Origin of the sequence: Streptococcus oriscaviae, from assembly GCF_018137985.1 — a bacterium.
Classification (GTDB): domain Bacteria; phylum Bacillota; class Bacilli; order Lactobacillales; family Streptococcaceae; genus Streptococcus; species Streptococcus oriscaviae.
The window spans coordinates 2,136,895-2,157,050 of sequence record NZ_CP073084.1; the positions used below are offsets into that span (position 1 = coordinate 2,136,895).

A 20,156-nucleotide genomic window follows, 5' to 3' on the forward strand; every position below is an offset into this window, starting at 1 on the left:
TATTCTTAGGAAGCTTGGTTCAGAGCTTTTTGTGTTGGGAGGTGTCACCAACTCTTTGGTGATGTTTAGAATGTTACTTCATCGTCGGGAAGAGGAGTACGTCCCGGATGGTGGTTGTATCTGTCAAGAGCATGCAAAGGCGGTCAATACCGATACCGAGCCCGCCAGTTGGTGGCATACCATATTCCAAAGCCTCAATGTAGTCGTAGTCTACGCCAGTTGCCTCATCATCACCGAGCTCCTTGGCTTTGGCTTGTGCTTCAAAGCGCTCCAATTGATCAATTGGGTCATTCAACTCAGTGAAGGCATTACCATATTCCTTGGTCATGATAAAGAGCTCAAAACGGTCAGTGAAGCGAGCATCATCATCGTTTTTCTTAGCCAAAGGAGATACAGCAACAGGGTGACCGTAAACAAAGGTTGGCTGGATGAGGGTAGCTTCGACATATTCTTCAAAGAAGGCATTGATAATATGTCCGACTTCTGTATAATGCTTTTCGACAGGGACTTTGTGCTCCAAGGCAACAGCTTTAGCTTCATCAAAAGTCATCTCCTGCCAGAAGTCAACTCCAGTCAAATCCTTGATAGCGTCAACGATATGAACGCGTTTGAATGGAAGATGGATATTGATTTCCGTACCTTGATAGGTTACAGGACCATCGCCCACGACAGCCTTAGCAGTATGCTGAACAATTCCTTCCGTCAAGTCCATAATATCTTGGAAGTCTGCGTAGGCCTGATAAACCTCAATCGAAGTAAATTCAGGGTTGTGGGTCGCATCCATTCCCTCGTTTCGGAAGATACGGCCAATTTCATAGACGCGTTCCATTCCACCGACAATCAAACGTTTGAGATGGAGTTCTGTTGCGATACGAAGCACCATGTCAATGTTTTGTGCATTGTGGTGGGTGATGAATGGGCGAGCCGCCGCACCACCAGCTTCGTTGTGCAGGACGGGTGTTTCTACTTCTAAGAAACCAAGGCCATCCAAATAGCGGCGGATTTCTGAAATGATTTTTGAGCGGGTCACAAAGCGATTGAAACTATCGCGGTTGGTAATCAAATCCAAGTAGCGCTTGCGGTAACGCGTTTCAATATCTTGCAAACCGTGGAATTTTTCAGGGAGCGGACGAAGGGCCTTTGATAGGTGGGTGAGCTTGCGGGCATGGATAGAGAGTTCTCCCATGTTGGTACGCATGATGTCGCCTTCGACACCGATAAAGTCACCAAGGTCAGCTTTTTTGAAGATATCGTAGGCCTCTTCACCCACATCATCCTTGCGAACGTAGATTTGAATTTGGCCTTCACGGTCTTGGATATGGGCAAAGCCAGCCTTTCCTTTCACGCGTTTAGTCATGATACGGCCGGCGATTGTTGCTGACTCACCGAGTTCTTCCAAGTCTTCCTTTGTCTTATCTTGGTAAGTTTCTTTCAACTGGGCAGAATCAGCAGTACGTTCAAAACGTTTGCCGAAGGGATCAATTCCTTGAGCTGCAAGGGCAGCCATTTTTTCGCGACGGATAATTTGCTGGTCGTTTAACTCAGCAAGATGTTCATTTGACATAAAAATTTCATTCCTCCAAAGTCTGTTAGTCTTATTCTATCATAGAATAGGTGAAAAATCAGCAAGAATATGTATTCTAGGCAAAAAACTGAGACAGCTAAGCCTATCTCAGTTTATCTTAACTAGCTGCAACGGCTGCGGCTTCTGTCAATTTGTAGCTGGTATCGTTCCAGATGAGTTCTGTAAAATGTTCAAAATCCTGAGTTTCTAGAACCGTAATAGAAGCATTATCTAGTCCACCTCTATGACGCAGTTGCGCAGGTTCAAAACCAAGTAGGCTACGGATAGAAGCGGTCAGGATAGCGCCGTGACTAACAATCAAGACGGTTTCTGCTTGGCTATCCTTAAGGTCTTTGACAAACTGAATGATGCGCTGGGTTGCTTGGTAAACAGTCTCGGCTTCAAACATACTGCTGTTGAACTGGGCCAAGTTGGTCTTGAGCGCAGTATATTGCTGCGGATAAATATCCTGCATCAGACGAATCTTTGTTCCTTCCAGGCGACCGAAATCCCATTCCCGAAGCTGGGGAGTGGTCTCAACGATTTTTGAGTGATGGTTGGCTTGATGGATTAGCTCCGCGGTGATGTGAGCGCGCTTCAAATCGCTGGAAAAGATGCGGTCAAAAGGCACATCTGCTAAATGTTCTCCCAAGAGCTGAATATCCTCAAAGGCTTCTGGCAAGAGGGCTGAATCACCGCGTTGGCCTTGAAAACGTCCTTCCAAGTTCCATTCTGTTTTTCCATGTCGTACAAAATAAATTTTCAATGTTTTTCTTCTCCTTCACTAATACTGGCAATATTTGCTCCTACAAAGTCCACTAGGGTCTGGCTATCAATCCGGATGGAGCGCCCGATTTCGCCAGCAGAAACAATCATGCTTCCCGCCTCCAGAGCAGACTGGTCGATAAAGATAGGAAATTTATGTTTCTGCCGGATGCCGACAGGGTTGTTGGCCCCGTGGATATATCCGGTCGTTTTTTCCAAGTCTTTCTGGGGAATCATACTAACCTTTTTGTTGCCAGATACCTTGGCTAATTTCTTTTCAGACAGATGCTGGGTGATGGGCAGGATCCCAATCAAGGGCCCAGTCTTGTCGCCTGTCAGGGCTAGGGTTTTGTAAATATCTTTTGGTTGGATTCCGTCAGGCAGCTGACCATCCAGGGCATTTAAAACAAGGCTATCGTGGGGAATGTTAGCCTTGTCTAAAATTTGGTCTACTAGGGTTTTCTTTAATTTGGCTTTTTTACTCATTTGTATTTTTCTTCTAGTTTACTCATCCAGAGTCCCAGCCAGATGCCTAGAATAAAGAGGACTAGGGCTGAAATCCAAGTTAGCACACCCGCCCCAGCATAGGAAATGGCTTCTTTATTTCCGGCTTGTGGCACCAATATTAGGATGGTACTGGAAAGGACGATGCCGATGATAAAATGATAGACTCGGGAATGGTAGTTTTTAAGGGCGAAGTCCATCGCTTTTGAGAAGGCGACCATAGCTAAGACGCCACCGATTGCAATAGGTAAAAAGGTACCAAACAAGTCTAGCGATTTGAAGCCATTGAGCATTGGAGTGTAAATCCCCAAAATCAAGAGCAGGTTGGATGGGCTGAGACCAGGAACCAAGATACCCAAAGCGATAAGAGCACCTGCTAAGACAAAACTAGCAAATCCAGCCGGTAATGTGCCAACCAAGTCATTCAGGAAGTAGAGCAAGAGGCCAGAGATGATAAAGGTTCCGATTAACCAAGCCCAGTCAAGGCTGTCGCGCTTGCTCTTTTGGGTAGATTCCTTCAGCAAACTTGGTACGGTTCCGATGATAGCTCCTGCAAAGCCCCAGAGGACAGGAACCTGATAGTGTGCCAACAGGTACTCAACAGGATAAGAGAAAAGGGCAATCCCCAGAATGCCACCAATACCGACAGGCACGAAGAAGAGCAGGTTTTCCTTGAAATCTTTGCGGATATTGGCCAAAAAACCAATCAGCCGCTCATAAATACCGAGGATGGCAGCAAGCACACCACCGGAAACACCGGGCAGGATAAAGCCCAATGCGATAATCATTCCTTTAATCAATCTTGCAATCCAAGAAGTCATTTGATTCCTCCAATCAATCATTACAACGTTCCTATTATAGCACATTTGCAGCAGACTGGCAGATTTAATGAATTCTTTTTGCTTTCTCAAAAAGAAATAAAGAAAAACGCTGTTCACACAGCGCAGATAGGGTTAGCCTTTGTTATAAGTTGGCTTGAAAAATCCTGGTTGGGCTTTGAGTAAAACAATTAGCACCGCAATTGCAATAAGGGTGGCTGGCAGGATGTAGCTGATATTGTATTGGAAAGAGTAAAGCCAAACAGGCACTCCTTCTGGGGCATAATCTCCGTAGAAGATGACCCCTGCAAGGAAATTGCCTATAAAGCGCATGCTTCCACCCAAAGTAGCAGCCAGGCCGATTATAAGCGCCTGTTGAGAGAAGTTGCTCTTTTTGCCTAATTGACCAGCCAGGCAACCAGCGAGACCGATGCCTGCATAGGAGAGAACATAGTCTAGGAAGACCTGAAAAACATTGAGGAAATAACCGCCATAAAAGAGCTGGATGATACCGACAATAGCTCCAGACAGGATCCCCATTGATAGTCCGTGGCGCAGAGCCAAAAGAAGAATAGGCAGCATTACCAGAGAAACAGAGCCGCCCTGAGGCATGGTAAACAGTGGCAGTTTATCAAATACCAAAGCAATGGCAGAAAAAATAGCCAGTTCCGTTAGGACACGCAATTTGTTTTGAGACATAAAAAAACTCCTTTTCTGTACGACAGAGGAGCTCGAATGGTTTATAATGACTGGTTTCTAAGAAAGAAACCACCTATAAAGCACAATTCCTACGCTAGTTTTAACTAGATCAGGTTCGAGGATTTCGCCAAAAGCGATCTCAGCCGAAGCACTCCTTTGTGATATGTTAGTGATGTTAGTATACCCTATTATTACGGGCTTGTAAATAGTTCTTGATAAACTTCATTGGGATCTTTGAGGGTTGTGATGATATTTAGATCCAGATGATGGGGAAAGCCATTCACATACCCTCTGGAAGTGTATTGGTGTAGGTCATAGTCTAAATCGGTGCTTGGCGCAGCATTATAGTAGCCAGAGTCCGTCCCATAGGTTGGAATCCAGATGGCATCAAATCGCTTGGTTGAAATACTATGGTCTTCCATAAAATAGGTTCCAATATAAATACCTACCTTACGGGCACCCAGTTTTTTCAATTCCTTGCGAAAGGCCTCAACACCAGCATCCATATCTTCCATTGTCTTTTCCTCTACATCCAGCCAGTAAAAGGTTGGGTTGTAAGGAGAAGCAGCCTTGTAGAAACTTTGGGCTTCTTTTTTCATCGATTCGATGCTATCCCCAGTAACATAAGCATAGACAGCTACCGGAATCCCCCTAGCCTGAAATTCTTCAATGTGGGTCTTGTAAGACTTGTCCAAACCATTTTCGTCAGAAGCAGTATTATCGTTGGTTGTATGCGAACCGCTTTGAATGCGAACAATGACGCCAGAGATATTCGATGAAAGGACATCGTAGTCAATTTCAGCAGGACGTTGCCATGCTGAAAGGTCGATAATCGGCTTCATGTCTAAGGAATTTTCAATATAGTAGGTTGAACTGGCGGTGGTTGTAGCCGTACCAGACGGACTTGTTTCCTGCCCTAGGTCAACCGATTGCTGAGTTGTATCTTGTCCCAGACCCTTCGTATAAAGAAGAAGACTAATAAATGATAGGAAAAAGATAACAACAAAAATAGGTTTTATTTTCTTTCTCATCGTTCCCATTCTACCGTAAATAAACGAAAAAATCAAAAATAAGCGTCTAAAAAGAATAGCGCTTTCTTGACAGGTTTATGAGAATAGGATAGTCTTATACTAGAATAATGTGTGGAAAGTGAGTGCCAGATGTCAACAAAACGGATGAGTCGGGTGGCTATACTAGCTGCTTTGGCGATTGCCTTGCGGTTTGCATTTGCTAGTTTCCCAAATATCAAACCGATTGCAGCTATATTTCTCATCTGTTTATTGTATTTCCCTCTGTTTGATAGTCTTTTGATTATGACACTAACGATGTTGGGGAGTAGCTTGCTTTTTGGTTTTGGAATAGTAGTATGCTGGCAAATCCTTAGTTTTGCTGGGGTTTTGTTGCTATGGAAATACTTGGTTTTGCCCCTTATAAAGAGCGGGAAGTTGTCTATACCCCTTCAGTCTTTTTTGGCAGGCTTCTCCATGTTTTTCTACGGCTTTCTGATTAGTCTGCTGTCAGCTGTCCAATATGGGGTGAATCCCTTTGTATATTGGTTGAATGGCCTGACGTTTGACCTCTTACACGTTCTTTCCACTGCCTTGTTCTACCCTATTATTTATCATATTTTTAGGAGATTTTTAGAATGAAAAAATTCTTAGTCGCTCTTTCATTGGTGTTTGTTTTTCTGGGTTTGACGGCTTGTTCTCAGCAGGAAACAGAAACAGCTGAAAAAACCTACAAGGCCAATCTGGCAGTAGTATTTACCCAAGACACCACCAGTCAAGAGGTTGTTTTTGAAGAAGGTGATACAGTTATGGATGTCTTGGAAGAATACCATCAGGTTGAAGAAACCAATGGCATGGTAACAGCTATTGACGGTGTAAGCCAAGATCCCGCAACCAACACTTACTGGATGTATACCATCAACGGTGAGCTAGCCGAAAAAGGTGCAGAAAGTCAGTTGGTAGCTGAGGGCGACAAGATAGAATTCTATTTAGAAACTTTTGAGTAAGAGGGCGGATTTTCCGCTCTCTTTTGTAGTTGTCAAACGTTTTCCTGCAGAAAGAGCCGCCAATCTCTCAAAAAGTATGCTATAATAGATAAAATATTCTAAGAACATGATGTACCTGTCATACTAGGAGTTTACATGAACATTGATAAACGACATTTGTTGAATTTGTCTATCCTTATTCCCTATCTGATGCTTTCTGTAATCGGTTTGATTATGGTGTATTCTACCACCAGCGCCAACCTGATTCGCGAAGGGAGCAACCCTTTTTACCAAGTGATTAACCAATCTCTCTTTTGGATAGTGAGTTTGGCTGCCATTTTTGTTATTTATCGCATGAAGCTGAGTTTTTTACGGCAGGCTAAGGTGATTCAGGTTGTCCTGATAGTGGAAGTCGCCTTATTGGTTATTTCTCGTTTTTTTGAACCCGTCAATGGAGCCCATGGTTGGATACGGTTTGGTTTCATTGGCTTGCAGCCAGCAGAATATCTAAAATTGATTATCGTCTGGTATCTGGCCCACAAATTTGCTCGCATGCAGCCCGAGATTCGGACCTATGATTACCGAGCCCTGACCAAGGGGCGCTGGATTCCCAATCATCTGAATGACTGGCGCTTGGTATCTCTCTTGTTCATTGCCTTGGTCGGAACCCTGCCTGATTTGGGGAATGCAACAATTTTGGCTCTGACTGTTGTGATTATGATTTCAGTCAGTGGAATCGGCTATCGTTGGTTTTCAACGATTCTCTTAGCCATTGTAGCTGGCTCGACCGCATTGCTGGGGTCTATCTGGGCCTTAGGGGTTGAAGTTGTAGAAAAGATTCCCGTCTTTGGCTATATCGCCCGACGCTTCTCTGCCTTTTTTAACCCTTTTGAAAATGAAACAGGAGCAGGGCTTCAGTTGGCTAACTCCTACTATGCCATGAGTAATGGCGGCTGGCTAGGCAGAGGTTTGGGCAACTCAATCGAAAAAAATGGCTACCTGCCAGAAGCCCATACAGACTTTGCCTTCTCCATTGTGATTGAGGAGTTGGGTCTGGTTGGTGCCAGTCTGATTTTGGCCCTCTTGTTCTTTTTAATTCTCCGCATTATTATCGTGGGGATTCGAGCCCGCAATCCCTTCAATGCGATGATGGCCCTAGGGATTGGTGGTATGCTTTTGATTCAAACCTTTGTCAATGTTGGCGGAATTTCAGGTTTGATTCCGGCGACAGGAGTGACCTTCCCCTTCCTATCTCAAGGGGGAAACAGTCTGTTGATTATATCTATTGGTATCGCCTTTGTACTCAATATCGATGCCAACGAAAAACGGGTACTCTTGGTTGAAGAGATTGAGCGAACCATGACCTAAGTCCTGAATCTATGAAAAGAGGAAGTGAGATGTCTATTCAAAAACTAGAAAACTACAACAACAAAGAAACCATTAAAGAAGAAATCACCATCCTGACGACAACCTTGCAGGATGTAGCCCGTCAGATGCTTTCAGAAGAAGCCTTTAACAAAATCATTGAATTGGCAGACCTAGCGACCGAAGACGATTACCAACGTTTGTTAGAAATTATCAGTCAGCTAACCAACGATGAGTTGGCTGTTATCGCTCGTTACTTTGCCGTTTTGCCGCTTCTAATCAACATTTCAGAAGATGTGGATTTGGCTTATGAAATTAACCACCAAAATAACATCGGCAACGACTATCTAGGTAAGATTTCAACAACCATTGATGTGGTTGCGTCACACGAGAATGCTGCTGAAATTTTAGAAAATCTCAACGTAGTACCGGTGCTAACTGCCCACCCGACTCAGGTGCAACGTCAGTCCATGTTGGATTTGACCAAACATATCCATGAGCTGCTCCGCCGCTACCGTGATGTTAAGCTGGGCCTTCTCAATAAAACCAAATGGGAAGATGAGCTTCGTTGCTACATTGAGATTATCATGCAGACGGAGATGATTCGCGAGAAAAAGCTCAAGGTCACCAATGAAATCACCAATGTGATGGAGTACTACAATAGTTCCTTTATCAAGGCAGTGACCAAGCTGCAAACAGAGTATAAACGTCTGGCTACAGCAAAAGGAATTCACCTCAACAATCCCACACCGATTACCATGGGAATGTGGATCGGTGGTGACAGGGATGGCAATCCTTTCGTGACAGCCGAAACCCTGAAACTTTCTGCCTTGACCCAGTGTCAAGTGATTATGGATTATTATCAGGAGCAAATCTATAAACTTTATCGGAATTTCTCCCTATCTACGACAATCGTTAAGGTCAGTCCAGCTGTTCAAGCACTGGCTGATTTGTCAGAGGATAAATCTGTTTATCGCGAACACGAACCTTACCGCCGCGCTTTCCACTATATTCAGATGAAGCTAGCGAATACTCAGGATTATTTAATCCACGATAAGAAGCATACGATTCGCTATGCCAATGTTCAGGAATTTAAGGAAGACTTGTTTGCTATCAAGGAATCCTTGGAAGAAAACCGGACAGCAGCTTTGTTGAAGGGTGACTTCACAGAACTTTTAGAAGCTGTTGAGGCCTTTGGTTTCTATCTGGCTAGTATTGACATGCGGCAGGATTCCTCTGTTCATGAAGCCAGTGTAGCAGAATTGTTGGCTTCTGCCAAGATTGTTATGGATTACAGCAGCTTGTCGGAAGAAGCCAAGTGCCATGTCCTGCTCAAGGAATTGGAGGAAGATCCACGGATTCTTTCGGCTACCCATGCGCCTAAGTCTGAACAGCTCCAAAAAGAGTTGGCCATCTTTGCCACCGCGCGTGAGCTAAAGGATAAGCTGGGAGAAGAGGTCATCAAACAACACATCATTTCTCACTCAGAAAGCGTGTCAGACCTGCTAGAATTAGCTGTGCTTCTCAAGGAAGTTGGTCTGGTAGATAGCAAGAAGGCGCGTGTGCAGATCGTTCCTCTCTTTGAAACCATCGAAGATTTGGACAACGCCTCAGACACCATGCGCCAGTACCTTCAGCTTCCGCTTGCTCGCAATTGGATTACCGGCAATAACAATTATCAGGAAATCATGCTGGGCTATTCTGATTCCAATAAGGATGGCGGTTATCTGTCCTCAGGTTGGACTCTCTATAAAGCTCAGAATGAACTGACCAAAATTGGTGAAGAAAACGGTGTAAAAATCACCTTCTTCCACGGTCGTGGCGGAACAGTTGGTCGCGGTGGCGGCCCATCTTATGAAGCCATTACTTCCCAGCCTTTTGGCACCATCAAAGACCGTATTCGTTTGACTGAACAGGGTGAAGTGATTGGAAATAAATACGGGAACAAGGATGCCGCCTACTACAACTTAGAAATGCTGATGTCGGCAACCTTGGATCGCATGGTAACACAGATGATTGCAGATCCAAATCAAATTGATGGCTACCGCGAAGTGATGAATGACATCGTGGATGATAGCTACCACATTTACCGCGATTTGGTATTTAATAACCCGCATTTCTATGATTACTTCTTTGCAGCGAGTCCGATTCGAGAAGTATCCAGCTTCAACATCGGTTCTCGGCCAGCTGCTCGTAAGACGATTACAGAAATTGGTGGTCTTCGCGCCATACCATGGGTATTTTCTTGGTCACAAAACCGCGTGATGCTTCCGGGTTGGTATGGAGTAGGTTCTAGTTTTAAACGCTATATCGATAAAGACCCAGCCAACCTTGCCCAGCTGCAACACATGTATGAACAGTGGCCTTTCTTCCGTTCGCTATTGTCGAATGTGGATATGGTGCTTTCAAAATCCAATATGAATATCGCCTTTGAATATGCAAAAATGTGTGAAGACGAAGAAGTTCGCCATGTTTTCAACATCATCTTGGACGAGTGGCAATTGACCAAGAATATCATTTTGGAGATTGAGAAACATGATGAACTCTTGGCAGAGCTTCCTTCTCTCAAGGCCAGCTTAGATTATCGAATGCCTTACTTCAACCTTCTCAATTATATCCAGATTGAGCTGATCAACCGCTTGCGACGCGGTGAGTTGAGTAAAGAACAGGAAAATCTCATTCACATCACCATCAACGGTATAGCAACCGGTCTGCGTAATTCCGGTTAAGAAAATGGTCCTTGGGGCCATTTTTTTCATCTTTAAAAAAAGCAAAAACATGATATGCTAGATTGAGAGAACGAACTCACTAAACACCAGAGCTTGCCCAGCTAACGATTGGAAGCAAGGAGGAGAGAGGTCTCGGGGCTTCCATTTTAGACAGTAAGTTTATGTAACCAATTACCACTTTATTCGTTATATCAGTGAAAGGAGGGGAGAACAATCAAGTTAGATGAATATGAAAAAGAAGTCATGGCTATCTCCCAGGAGATTTCCTACTATCTGCAAAAATCAGGCGCCAATCGTGCAGACAGTGACGATATTGCTCAGGATGTCTTGGTCAAAATTCTTGAAGCTGATATTGTCCTTCCTCTCCCGAAACTGAGAGCCTGGCTTTATCGCTCGGCCATCCGAGCCTATATCGATAAATATCGACGGGACAAGCGCTACCACCAAATTCTGCAAAAGGAATTCTTTAAAGAAGAAGGCATTGTTCCATTTGACCATGAGGACTATGCAGATCTTTATCAAGCGGTGGAGGAGCTGCCTGCCAAGTATCAGGCAGTGATTGATTGCTACTATTTTCAGGATATGTCTATCAAGGAAATTGCCCAGATTTTGGGGAGCAGCCAGAGTGCAGTCAAAATCAATCTTTATCGAGGCCGAAAAAAATTAGCTAGTCTATTAAAAGAAAAGGGGTACGAATATGAAAACATTTGAAGTGGTAACCAAGAGAAGCAAGCGAAAGAGCCTTCTCAAAGCTGTTCTTTTATCGGTGACAGGGAGTCTGATAATTCTTTCAAGCGGTTATTGGATTTTAAACAAGATAACTTCTGACAATGCTTGGGAAATTCAGCGTTTTCATGAATTGAAAAACGCGATCAGCTATCCTAACATTGAAAGCATCAACTGGTCTTTTATTCCCACTTCGTCTTTTACGGGAGTCTATCGTTCTGATCAGGTGAAGGATCTTGCGGGGATTAGTCTTCCTTTCGAGGACTATGAGAGTTACTACGGCCTGCGTTCGGGGCTATACAAGGGAAGCCAGGCTGACAATATTTACGGGTCAGAAGACGGTACAGCCCAGTACACACATGGTTCAAGTTTTAAGGTTCCCGTATTTTTCAACACAAAATTTAACTACTCACAGGATGGTTCTTTGCTGCCCACTCAGGACATTCAGCTGCTTTCACAGAAGTCAAATCAAGCCGTAGAAGTAGCTGTGACTTTTGACAAGTCCTATAACTTTGAAGAAATCGAAGCCTTGATACCGGATAAGCTTAAAATCAACTGGTACTGGATTGGAACAGAAAGCCAATACGATACAAAAGAACTCCCCTTAGATGCTCAAATCGGTTTTTCACCAGTCAAAAACCAAATTGAAAGCTATGAGGAAGCGCAAAAAAACCGACAGGCACTGGCTGAAGAAGCGAAAAAAGAATTATCTGACGAAGAGATTCAACAAAAGCAGGAGAAAATCAAAGAGGAAGTAGCAGCTTTGACTGCACAGGAAAATTTCTCTAACAATTTTAGCTTCTTCCAAGTGAACCTCCAAACTGCCCTAGACAAGGGATGGGCGGGTTATACTGTTAACAACGGAGAGTTTGATCTCGAAACAGACATCAAAACTTACCTAGCAGCCAATAAGGATGGCCAGTCTGCTAAGTTTGCCGGTGTAATCCTAACAGGTCGGACAGAAGATTTTGCCGGCCTTGAAGGAGCGGATTGGATTTTTGGTTCAAATATTGGTCAAACCTTGGAACTTCAGCCCTACCATCACCTAAACCCATAATAGCAGAAGCAGCCCCAGCGAGGCTGCTTCTTTTTAATCAGTTTACGAAAACGTTTGCATTATTTATTTGCTTGTGCTAGACTAGAGGTGTTTCAAACAGAAAGAAGGAATCTAGCATGACTATCTCTATCACAGCCCTTTACCACCGGCCCGATACAGAGTACGGCTACCTCTATGATGAAGAAAAGGTCCATCTCCGTCTGAAGACGAAAAAAGATGAAGTAACAACCGTTCTTGTACACCATGGCGACCCCTTTATTTTTTACCAATCCTCTTACCAATACCAGACTGCCATGAAGAAAATTGGAGCAGACTACTGGTTTGACTATTGGCAGGTTGAAGTAGTGGCCGATTACAACCGGCTTCAGTATCTCTTTGACATCCAGTCAAGTGATGGCGACCGCATCTTATTTGGTGACCGTGGGGCCCTACCTTATTCGGAAGAAAATCTTTCCTTTTATATGAACGGCTTTAAACTCCCTTATCTTCATCAAGCAGATTGTTGCAAAACACCAAGCTGGGTTGCAGAAACAATTTGGTACCAAATTTTTCCAGAACGTTTTGCCAAAGGGCCTCTAAACTCTTCTCCTCAGGACTGTTTGGCATGGGATCCAAATCGTAAACCGGGGCATCGTGATTTCTTCGGTGGCAATCTTCAAGGGGTCTTGGACAAGTTGGATTATTTGCAGGAACTAGGAATTACAGGTCTTTATTTTTGTCCGATTTTTGAGGCTCCTAGCAACCACAAATATGATACGACGGACTATTTTTCAATTGACCCGTACTTCGGGGATAAGAAACTCTTTAAGCAACTGGTTCAAGAAGCTCATAAACGAGGCATGAAAGTGATGTTGGATGCGGTGTTCAATCACATCGGCAGCCTTTCTCCCCAGTGGCAGGACGTATTGGAAAAGGGTGAAGCCTCACCCTACAAAGATTGGTTTCACATTAAAAAATTCCCTCTAGTAGAAGAGGTAGGAAAAGACAAAATACTCAACTACCATACCTTTGCTTTTCAAGGGAAAATGCCCAAACTCAATACCAGTCATCCAGAGGTTAAGGCGTATTTACTTGAGGTAGCTACCTATTGGATTCAGGAATGTGATATTGACGGCTGGCGACTTGATGTGGCCAACGAAATCGACCATGGTTTTTGGAAAGATTTTCAGAAGGCGGTTCTTGCCATCAAACCAGACTTGTATATTCTAGGGGAAATTTGGCACTCTGCCCATGCTTGGTTGGGTGGCGACGAGTTTCATGCGGTGATGAATTACCCGCTTTCACAATCAATCAAGGACTATTTCCTAACGAAGAGATTATCAGCCTTAACCTTTCAATCTCATATTTACAGTCAGCTGCTGACCTACCGCAGGCAAACAACAGAAGTCCTGTTTAATCTTTTGGACTCTCATGATACAGAGCGGATTCTGACGACTGCCAAAGGCGATAAGGATGCAGTCAAAGCTGCCTTAACCTTCCTCTTTTTACAGTTAGGTACCCCGTGTATTTACTATGGAACCGAAGTGGGCATGCTTGGAGGGGAAGACCCCGATTGCAGACGGGTCATGCCTTGGGAAACAGACCAGCAGGATCAAGAACTCCTGACCTTCATGAAGCAACTGATAAAACTTCGTAAAAAACAGCAAGACAGTATCCAGAAGGGGGAGTTCAGACTAGATGTCCTAGAGGCAGGTGTCGTCTTGCTGAGCTATCACTACCATGGCCGTAGACTAGAAGCTTATTTCAATCAAACCAATCAGATCTTTTTCCTAGAAAAAGCGGAGCAAGTCCTCCTCAGTAATTTGTGTCAACTAGATAAGGAAAGACTCAGTTTGCTGCCTCAAGGAATAGTAGTGGTGAGCCGAGAAGAAACGTATCGTTCAGCTAGTTAAAGAGATGGACTTTTTTGAGGCGGATGCTCCTGCTTTTAATCCATGCTGTTTGCGGCTAGATATGGATTAAATCAGAAAAAAGATAGAAAATGCTTGCATTTCTGCTACAATTTGATAGAATAGTAAGGTAAAGTTAGACCGTATTGCCTACTGTCTATCTATAAAATATATTTTATTGGAGGCTTTTACCAAAATGGCAAAAGAAAAATACGATCGTAGTAAACCACACGTTAACATTGGTACCATTGGACACGTTGACCACGGTAAAACTACTTTGACTGCAGCTATCACAACTGTATTGGCACGTCGCTTGCCTTCATCAGTTAACCAACCTAAAGACTATGCGTCTATCGATGCTGCTCCAGAAGAACGTGAGCGCGGTATCACTATCAACACTGCACACGTTGAGTACGAAACTGAAAAACGTCACTATGCCCACATCGACGCTCCAGGACACGCGGACTACGTTAAAAACATGATCACTGGTGCTGCACAGATGGACGGTGCGATCCTTGTAGTAGCTTCTACTGACGGTCCAATGCCACAAACTCGTGAGCACATCCTTCTTTCTCGTCAGGTTGGTGTTAAACACCTTATCGTCTTCATGAACAAAGTTGACTTGGTTGACGATGAAGAATTGCTTGAGTTGGTTGAAATGGAAATCCGTGACCTCTTGTCAGAATACGACTTCCCAGGTGACGATCTTCCAGTTATCCAAGGTTCAGCTCTTAAAGCTCTTGAAGGTGACTCAGCATACGAAGACATCATCATGGAATTGATGAACACTGTTGATGAGTACATTCCAGAACCAGAACGCGACACTGACAAGCCATTGCTTCTTCCAGTCGAGGACGTATTCTCAATCACTGGTCGTGGTACTGTTGCTTCAGGTCGTATCGACCGTGGTACTGTTCGTGTCAACGACGAAATCGAAATCGTTGGTATCAAGGAAGAAACTTCTAAAGCAGTTGTAACTGGTGTTGAAATGTTCCGTAAGCAATTGGACGAAGGTCTTGCTGGCGATAACGTTGGTGTGCTTCTTCGTGGTGTTCAACGTGACGAAATCGAACGTGGTCAAGTTATTGCTAAACCAGGTTCAATCAACCCACACACTAAATTCAAAGGTGAAGTTTACATCCTTACTAAAGAAGAAGGTGGACGTCACACTCCATTCTTCGACAACTACCGTCCACAGTTCTACTTCCGTACAACTGACGTAACTGGTTCAATCAAATTGCCAGAAGGTACTGAAATGGTAATGCCTGGTGATAACGTAACTATCGACGTTGAATTGATCCACCCAATCGCCGTTGAACAAGGTACTACTTTCTCTATCCGTGAAGGTGGACGTACTGTTGGTTCAGGTATGGTTACATCAATCGAAGCTTAATTCGATTAAGTTCCCAGAAATAACAATTTAAGTCAGACAACTTAAATGAGACTCACTGTCGCGAGGCGGTGAGTCTTTTGTGATTCCAATAGCCTAGCAGAATTGGATTGTAAAGTAGAAATCCCCAGAACTTCTGTTCTAGGGATTCTTGTCTTTTCTACAATTTTTCAGGTCCATTGATAAAAGAGCGAACTACGGTGCCGCAATTTTTGCAGATGTCATGGTAAAGGGTTTGGCCGTTGAAGGCCATTTTTTTATCCGCAGGAGTTACGCTAGAATAGCCGTGTGGCTGTTTACATAGGATGGTGTCGGAAGCTCCGCAATAGGAGCAAGTCATGGATTTAGTCATTTTCTGCCTCCTTTTTGAGTTGAAAGAGTTCTTCGACATGGCAATCAAAAATTTCCGCAATTTTTAAGGCCATCTCGAGAGAAGGATTGTAGCGATTGTTTTCCAAATGAACAATGGTTTCCCGACGGACACCGACCAGTTGGGCCAGTTCCTGTTGGCTGATTTTCCTTGCTTTTCGGTATTCTTTGAGATTGGTGATGATATTGGCCATCTTAACCACCTCTCTTTTCAAAGAAGAAAAAGGCGAAGTCAAAGGCGAGAATTATGGCGGCGCTGAAAATCAGAATCATGCCAGCTTGGAGTGTGAAGGGCTGGAAGAAGGTGATGATAGTCAGAATCATCAGGCTAAGAAGGACAAGGCACAGGGTTAGGCAAGCGGCCTTGGCCAGATTGGTATAGAAGCGATCGTCTGGTTTCTCGTCCACTTTTTTAAAAGAAAAGTAGAGGAAGAAAGCCAGCAACAAGAAGAGTCCAAATCCTAGGAAGCCATCCTTAATCCAGCTGGGATTTGTAGCGGGAGTGATGACCCAAATACCTTTACCATAGATTGCCATGGCAGCTAAGAGTGTCACCGTATAGAGTTTTTCTGTCAAACCAAAATAGAATGTTTCTGGGTCTGGCTTGGGAAGTTTGGAGAAGAAGAGGAAGAGAAGAAGCAGGTAGATAAGAAAACCTGCAAAGATGCTGTTTTTTATCCAAGTAGGATCAGAAGCAGGGGTCAGAAACCAGATAGCCCCAGTTAGGATGAGGGAGGCTAGAAGCCAAGCGTATTTTTTAAGCATGAGAATCATCCTTTATTATTTTTTTGAGCTAGTTTCAATTCGTCATTTTTAAAATGTTATTTATTTCTAACTCTTTCTGTTATAAATATATCACACTAAGAAAGTGCTGTCAAGTAAAATGTTAATTTTTTATAACATTTTAGAGAACAGTATTTTGTTCAATATTTGATAAATCTAGTGTTGAACAGGCATTTCTGAACCAGACAGCAAAGAAAGGATTAGCAGTAGAAAATCGTCCTTCATTACTCATCGTGAGATGTTTGCTGATTTTAAATAGAACCAACTAAATTCAATTTTTTATGAGCAGAAGAAAATAAGGAAAAACCGAACAGAAGCACATATATAATTGATTTATTCTTTATATTTGGTATAATCAGGATGATAAAAAATATAAGGAGGAGCTTATGTTTAAAAGAAAAAGAAAGCGCTTTAAACGCAAAGCTAGGCAAAAGGCTAAATTGGCAAGATTTGCAGTAGCAGGACTTGCTAGCGTCACCATTGGTGCGGTCGGTATGTGTGATTCTGTATCGATCTATGCCGATACGGAATCTGTAACTGCACTACCAGTTGTCACAACTGCTGATATCAGTCAGCCTGTAACAGAAGAAGTGACAGCAAATACTTCTGTAACTTCAGAAGAAGCTCCGGCTAGTACGACGTTGTCAAATGAACCTGTAACGACTCCAACAAGTACTGAGAGTTCGGAAGAATCAGAGGTTCAACTAACAACCGAAACCAGCTCTGTGCAGACAATTGGCGAGTCAACTACGACAACGACCGTTGGAACAACCTTATCAACGACAGGTGATAAGGGTGTAGAAGAACCCCGAGTTAAAGACGTATCGGAAACCACGACGGCCGAGCAGGCTGAATCAGCAGAAAAAACAAAAACGAAAGATTCTAAAGAGCTTGTAAAAGAACCCAAAACAACTCAAACAGACAAGAATGGTTTGAAGGAGCTTTTAGTAACAACTGAGGAAAAAGATGGTACAGTTCTTATACCAGAGTCAGATTCAACTACGTTATTAAGTGCAGGAACTCCTTCAATTGGCCTTCGTGGAGATTATAGATATTCTGGTTGTGTCCAATGGGTAAAGGATCGTTCGCGAACCTTGCTAGGAATTGTATTGCCTAACACTGGGTATAATAAATACGGACTTCCGGGAGCATCAGCTTATTGGACAGTATTGCCAAGGTACGGCTATCAAACTGGATCAGAACCAGCTAAGAATGCCGTTGCTGTGTGGGAGCATAACCCAGTTGCGGTATATGGTTCTAATAACTATGGGCATGTTGCCTTTGTTGAGGATGTAAATGGTGATCATGTAACGATTTCTCAAGGGGGAGTGCCGGGGAACTGGGGAGGACATCTAGGAGTTTCCAATAAGGGTTACAGCAAGTCACAAGTTGCAGGAATTGCAGGTAAATTTCTCGGTTATGTATATTTAAGAGAAAAACCAGCTCCCCCACCACCTCCGGCCGTTAACCGTTACAACGGTGAACAGTTGGCTGCACAGGTTGGGCGATCTGTTTCGGATGGTGATTACCACATAGTTTCAACAGCTGATCAAAATTTGGGTGTGGATGTTCAAGGTGCGAATCCTGCAAATGGAACGAATGTTTGGCTCTGGGATAGTGTCACCTCTCCACATCAGATAATAACAGTTAAGCACCTGGGTGGAGGAAGCTATACGCTTGTTCATAAAGCCACAGGAAACTCCATGGATGCAACTTCAGCAGAGCCAGGTGCGAATGTCAATGCCTACGCCCTGCATGGTGCCGTTAACCAGCAATGGATTTTGAAACCAAATGGTGATTCTTTTGAAATTGTCAACCGTCACAGTGGCTTGGTTCTAGATATTGCAGGCGGAAAAATTGCTCAGGGAACAAATATTCAACTATGGGAAGCAAACAATAGCATTGCGCAAAAATTTAAATTTGTTTCGGTAGATACCGATGCGAAACGGACGATTGCAGATGGCACCTACCACATCATCAGCAAGTTCAATGAGCAAATGGGCTTGAATGAAGCAGGTGGTGGAACAGAGAATTATTCAAATGCCCAAATCAATTCTAATCTGCTAGATAGCAAACAGAAATTTGACGTGAAGTATTTGGGAAATGGATACTATACTATCATTTCAAAAACCACAGGAAGACAGTTGGATGCATTTGGGAACAGCAGTCACAATGGTAGCAATGTAGTCTTTCATAATGCCAATAACAGTGAAGCCCAACAGTGGATTATCAAAGATGCTGGAGGCGGCTTCTTCGAGATTATCTCTAAGAAGAAAAATATGGCTTTGGATACAGATGGTTCTGCAGGGGTTGCCAAAGAAGGAGGCAATGTGCAGTTATATATCAGACACAAGGGCCCGAATCAACTTTGGCGATTTGCACCGGAACCTCAGTCTATCAAACTGAGTGCGACCGAAGAAACCATGTTGGTCGGTTCAAAGAGAAAAGTGACAGCCACAGTATCTCCTTCAAATGCTAGCAGCTTGGCAGTTAGCTGGAAATCAACGAACCCTTCTATTGTCACGGTGAACAATGGAGAACTCACAGCTGTTAGTGCTGGGCAGGCTGATATTATCGTAACAACCTTGGCAGGGGATAAGATTGCCGTTTTGCGCGTGACAGTAAATAAAAAGATTACGCCAGGCTGGAGAACAGATGCCAAGGGCAGTCGTTACCAGTATGCTGATGGTAGGTACCATACAAATGGTATCAAGCAAATCGATGGCAAATGGTACTTTTTCAATGCCTCAGGTTATATGTCCACTGGTTGGCAAAAAGTAGAAAACACTCACTATTATTTCAAATCTTCAGGTGCAATGGCCGCTAACGAATGGATAGACCATACCTACTATGTTGACATCAGCGGCAAGTGGATTCCATCTAAGAAGCTGGCTACACCAGGCTGGAAGAAAGATTCTAAAGGATATTGGTATCAATATGCTGATGCAACCTATCATAAGAATGGTATGAAGCAGATCGGCGGCAAATGGTATTACTTCAATAGTGCAGGCTATATGTCCACTGGTTGGCAAAAAGTGGAAGGTAGGCATTATTACTTCAAATCTTCAGGAGCAATGGCTGCTAATGAGTGGATAGACCATACCTACTATGTTGACATCAGCGGTAAATGGATTCCATCTAAGAAATTAGCAAGCCCAGGCTGGAAAAAAGATGCCAAGGGTTACTGGTACCAACATGCAGATGCGACTTATCCTAAAAATGCTTGGAGACTCATTGACAAAAAATGGTATTATTTTGATGGTTCGGGTTACATGGTTACAGGGTGGAGAAATATTAAGAATAAGTGGTATTATTTCTACCCATCAGGTCATATGGCTAGAAATACCTACATAAATAAATACTATGTTAACAACGAGGGGGTTTGGATTGTTGCAAAATAAGAAACCTCCATGTAAGGTCATTGCTGATAAAAAGTGACCTAAGTTCACCTCTGATAAACCTCAAGCCAGTCCCAGAGACTTTTATCAGTATTTCTTATAATTGG

General features: G+C 43.5%; 18 protein-coding genes and 1 riboswitch. Of the genes, 9 read left to right on the forward strand and 9 right to left on the reverse strand.

Features of this window, described 5'->3' with window-relative positions; all coding sequences use genetic code 11:
• Positions 1–73: 73 nt before the first annotated feature.
• From lysS to INT76_RS10735, 6 genes are all read right to left on the reverse strand, one after another.
• Positions 74–1,564 carry a lysine--tRNA ligase gene (lysS, locus tag INT76_RS10710; RefSeq protein ID WP_212570698.1) on the reverse strand — a complete coding sequence of 497 codons (1,491 nt, stop codon included), beginning with the start codon at positions 1,562–1,564 and terminating at the stop codon, positions 74–76.
• A gap of 118 nt (positions 1,565–1,682) precedes the next feature.
• Positions 1,683–2,330 (reverse strand): histidine phosphatase family protein, encoded by a 648-nt coding sequence (locus INT76_RS10715; protein ID WP_212570700.1) that lies wholly within the window; start codon positions 2,328–2,330, stop codon positions 1,683–1,685.
• Positions 2,327–2,815 carry an aminoacyl-tRNA deacylase gene (locus INT76_RS10720; protein ID WP_212570702.1) on the reverse strand — a complete coding sequence of 163 codons (489 nt, stop codon included), beginning with the start codon at positions 2,813–2,815 and terminating at the stop codon, positions 2,327–2,329. Before INT76_RS10720 ends, INT76_RS10715 begins: the two co-directional genes overlap by 4 nt.
• Positions 2,812–3,654: a DUF368 domain-containing protein gene (locus tag INT76_RS10725; protein WP_212570704.1), complete on the reverse strand. Its 843-nt coding sequence runs from the start codon at positions 3,652–3,654 to the stop codon at positions 2,812–2,814. The genes INT76_RS10720 and INT76_RS10725 overlap by 4 nt, the downstream gene beginning before the upstream one ends.
• 132 nt (positions 3,655–3,786) lie before the next feature.
• Positions 3,787–4,350 (reverse strand): energy-coupled thiamine transporter ThiT, encoded by a 564-nt coding sequence (gene thiT, locus INT76_RS10730; protein ID WP_212570706.1) that lies wholly within the window; start codon positions 4,348–4,350, stop codon positions 3,787–3,789.
• Positions 4,351–4,419: 69 nt separating this feature from the next.
• Positions 4,420–4,516: riboswitch (TPP riboswitch) on the reverse strand.
• A 25-nt stretch (positions 4,517–4,541) separates the two neighbouring features.
• Positions 4,542–5,381: a glycoside hydrolase family 25 protein gene (locus INT76_RS10735; RefSeq protein ID WP_212570708.1), complete on the reverse strand. Its 840-nt coding sequence runs from the start codon at positions 5,379–5,381 to the stop codon at positions 4,542–4,544.
• Between the two features lie 129 nt (positions 5,382–5,510).
• On the opposite strand from INT76_RS10735, the gene INT76_RS10740 reads away from it, so the two are divergent.
• From INT76_RS10740 to tuf, 8 genes are all read left to right on the forward strand, one after another.
• Positions 5,511–5,999, forward strand: a complete 489-nt coding sequence (locus INT76_RS10740) for a hypothetical protein (protein WP_212570710.1) — start codon at positions 5,511–5,513, stop codon at positions 5,997–5,999.
• Positions 5,996–6,364, forward strand: coding sequence for a DUF4430 domain-containing protein (locus INT76_RS10745; protein ID WP_212570712.1), 369 nt, complete (start codon positions 5,996–5,998; stop codon positions 6,362–6,364). The genes INT76_RS10740 and INT76_RS10745 overlap by 4 nt, the downstream gene beginning before the upstream one ends.
• A gap of 135 nt (positions 6,365–6,499) precedes the next feature.
• Positions 6,500–7,711, forward strand: a complete 1,212-nt coding sequence (gene ftsW, locus INT76_RS10750) for a cell division peptidoglycan polymerase FtsW (RefSeq protein ID WP_212570714.1) — start codon at positions 6,500–6,502, stop codon at positions 7,709–7,711.
• Between the two features lie 29 nt (positions 7,712–7,740).
• Positions 7,741–10,437, forward strand: coding sequence for a phosphoenolpyruvate carboxylase (gene ppc / locus INT76_RS10755; protein ID WP_212570716.1), 2,697 nt, complete (start codon positions 7,741–7,743; stop codon positions 10,435–10,437).
• A gap of 243 nt (positions 10,438–10,680) precedes the next feature.
• Positions 10,681–11,148: an RNA polymerase sigma factor gene (locus tag INT76_RS10760; protein ID WP_212570718.1), complete on the forward strand. Its 468-nt coding sequence runs from the start codon at positions 10,681–10,683 to the stop codon at positions 11,146–11,148.
• Positions 11,135–12,220, forward strand: coding sequence for an anti sigma factor C-terminal domain-containing protein (locus INT76_RS10765; RefSeq protein ID WP_212570721.1), 1,086 nt, complete (start codon positions 11,135–11,137; stop codon positions 12,218–12,220). Before INT76_RS10760 ends, INT76_RS10765 begins: the two co-directional genes overlap by 14 nt.
• Positions 12,221–12,342: 122 nt before the next feature.
• Entirely contained in the window at positions 12,343–14,112 is a 1,770-nt protein-coding gene (locus INT76_RS10770; RefSeq protein WP_212573076.1) for a glycoside hydrolase family 13 protein, read from the forward strand.
• A gap of 193 nt (positions 14,113–14,305) precedes the next feature.
• Entirely contained in the window at positions 14,306–15,502 is a 1,197-nt protein-coding gene (gene tuf, locus INT76_RS10775) for an elongation factor Tu (protein WP_212570723.1), read from the forward strand.
• Positions 15,503–15,659: 157 nt separating this feature from the next.
• Here the strand turns inward: tuf and INT76_RS10780 are convergent, their stop codons facing one another.
• From INT76_RS10780 to INT76_RS10790, 3 genes are read right to left on the reverse strand one after another with little or no spacing between them, the layout of a single operon-like run.
• A complete protein-coding gene (locus INT76_RS10780) occupies positions 15,660–15,851 on the reverse strand; it encodes a hypothetical protein (protein WP_212570724.1) in 192 nt (63 codons plus the stop codon).
• A complete protein-coding gene (locus INT76_RS10785) occupies positions 15,844–16,062 on the reverse strand; it encodes a helix-turn-helix transcriptional regulator (protein ID WP_024382478.1) in 219 nt (72 codons plus the stop codon). Before INT76_RS10785 ends, INT76_RS10780 begins: the two co-directional genes overlap by 8 nt.
• 1 nt (position 16,063) lies before the next feature.
• Positions 16,064–16,633, reverse strand: coding sequence for a DUF3796 domain-containing protein (locus tag INT76_RS10790; RefSeq protein ID WP_212570726.1), 570 nt, complete (start codon positions 16,631–16,633; stop codon positions 16,064–16,066).
• A 404-nt stretch (positions 16,634–17,037) separates the two neighbouring features.
• Here INT76_RS10790 and INT76_RS10795 point away from each other — a divergent pair, with 404 nt between their 5' ends.
• Positions 17,038–20,052, forward strand: a complete 3,015-nt coding sequence (locus INT76_RS10795; RefSeq protein ID WP_212570728.1) for an RICIN domain-containing protein — start codon at positions 17,038–17,040, stop codon at positions 20,050–20,052.
• Positions 20,053–20,156 lie beyond the last annotated feature (104 nt).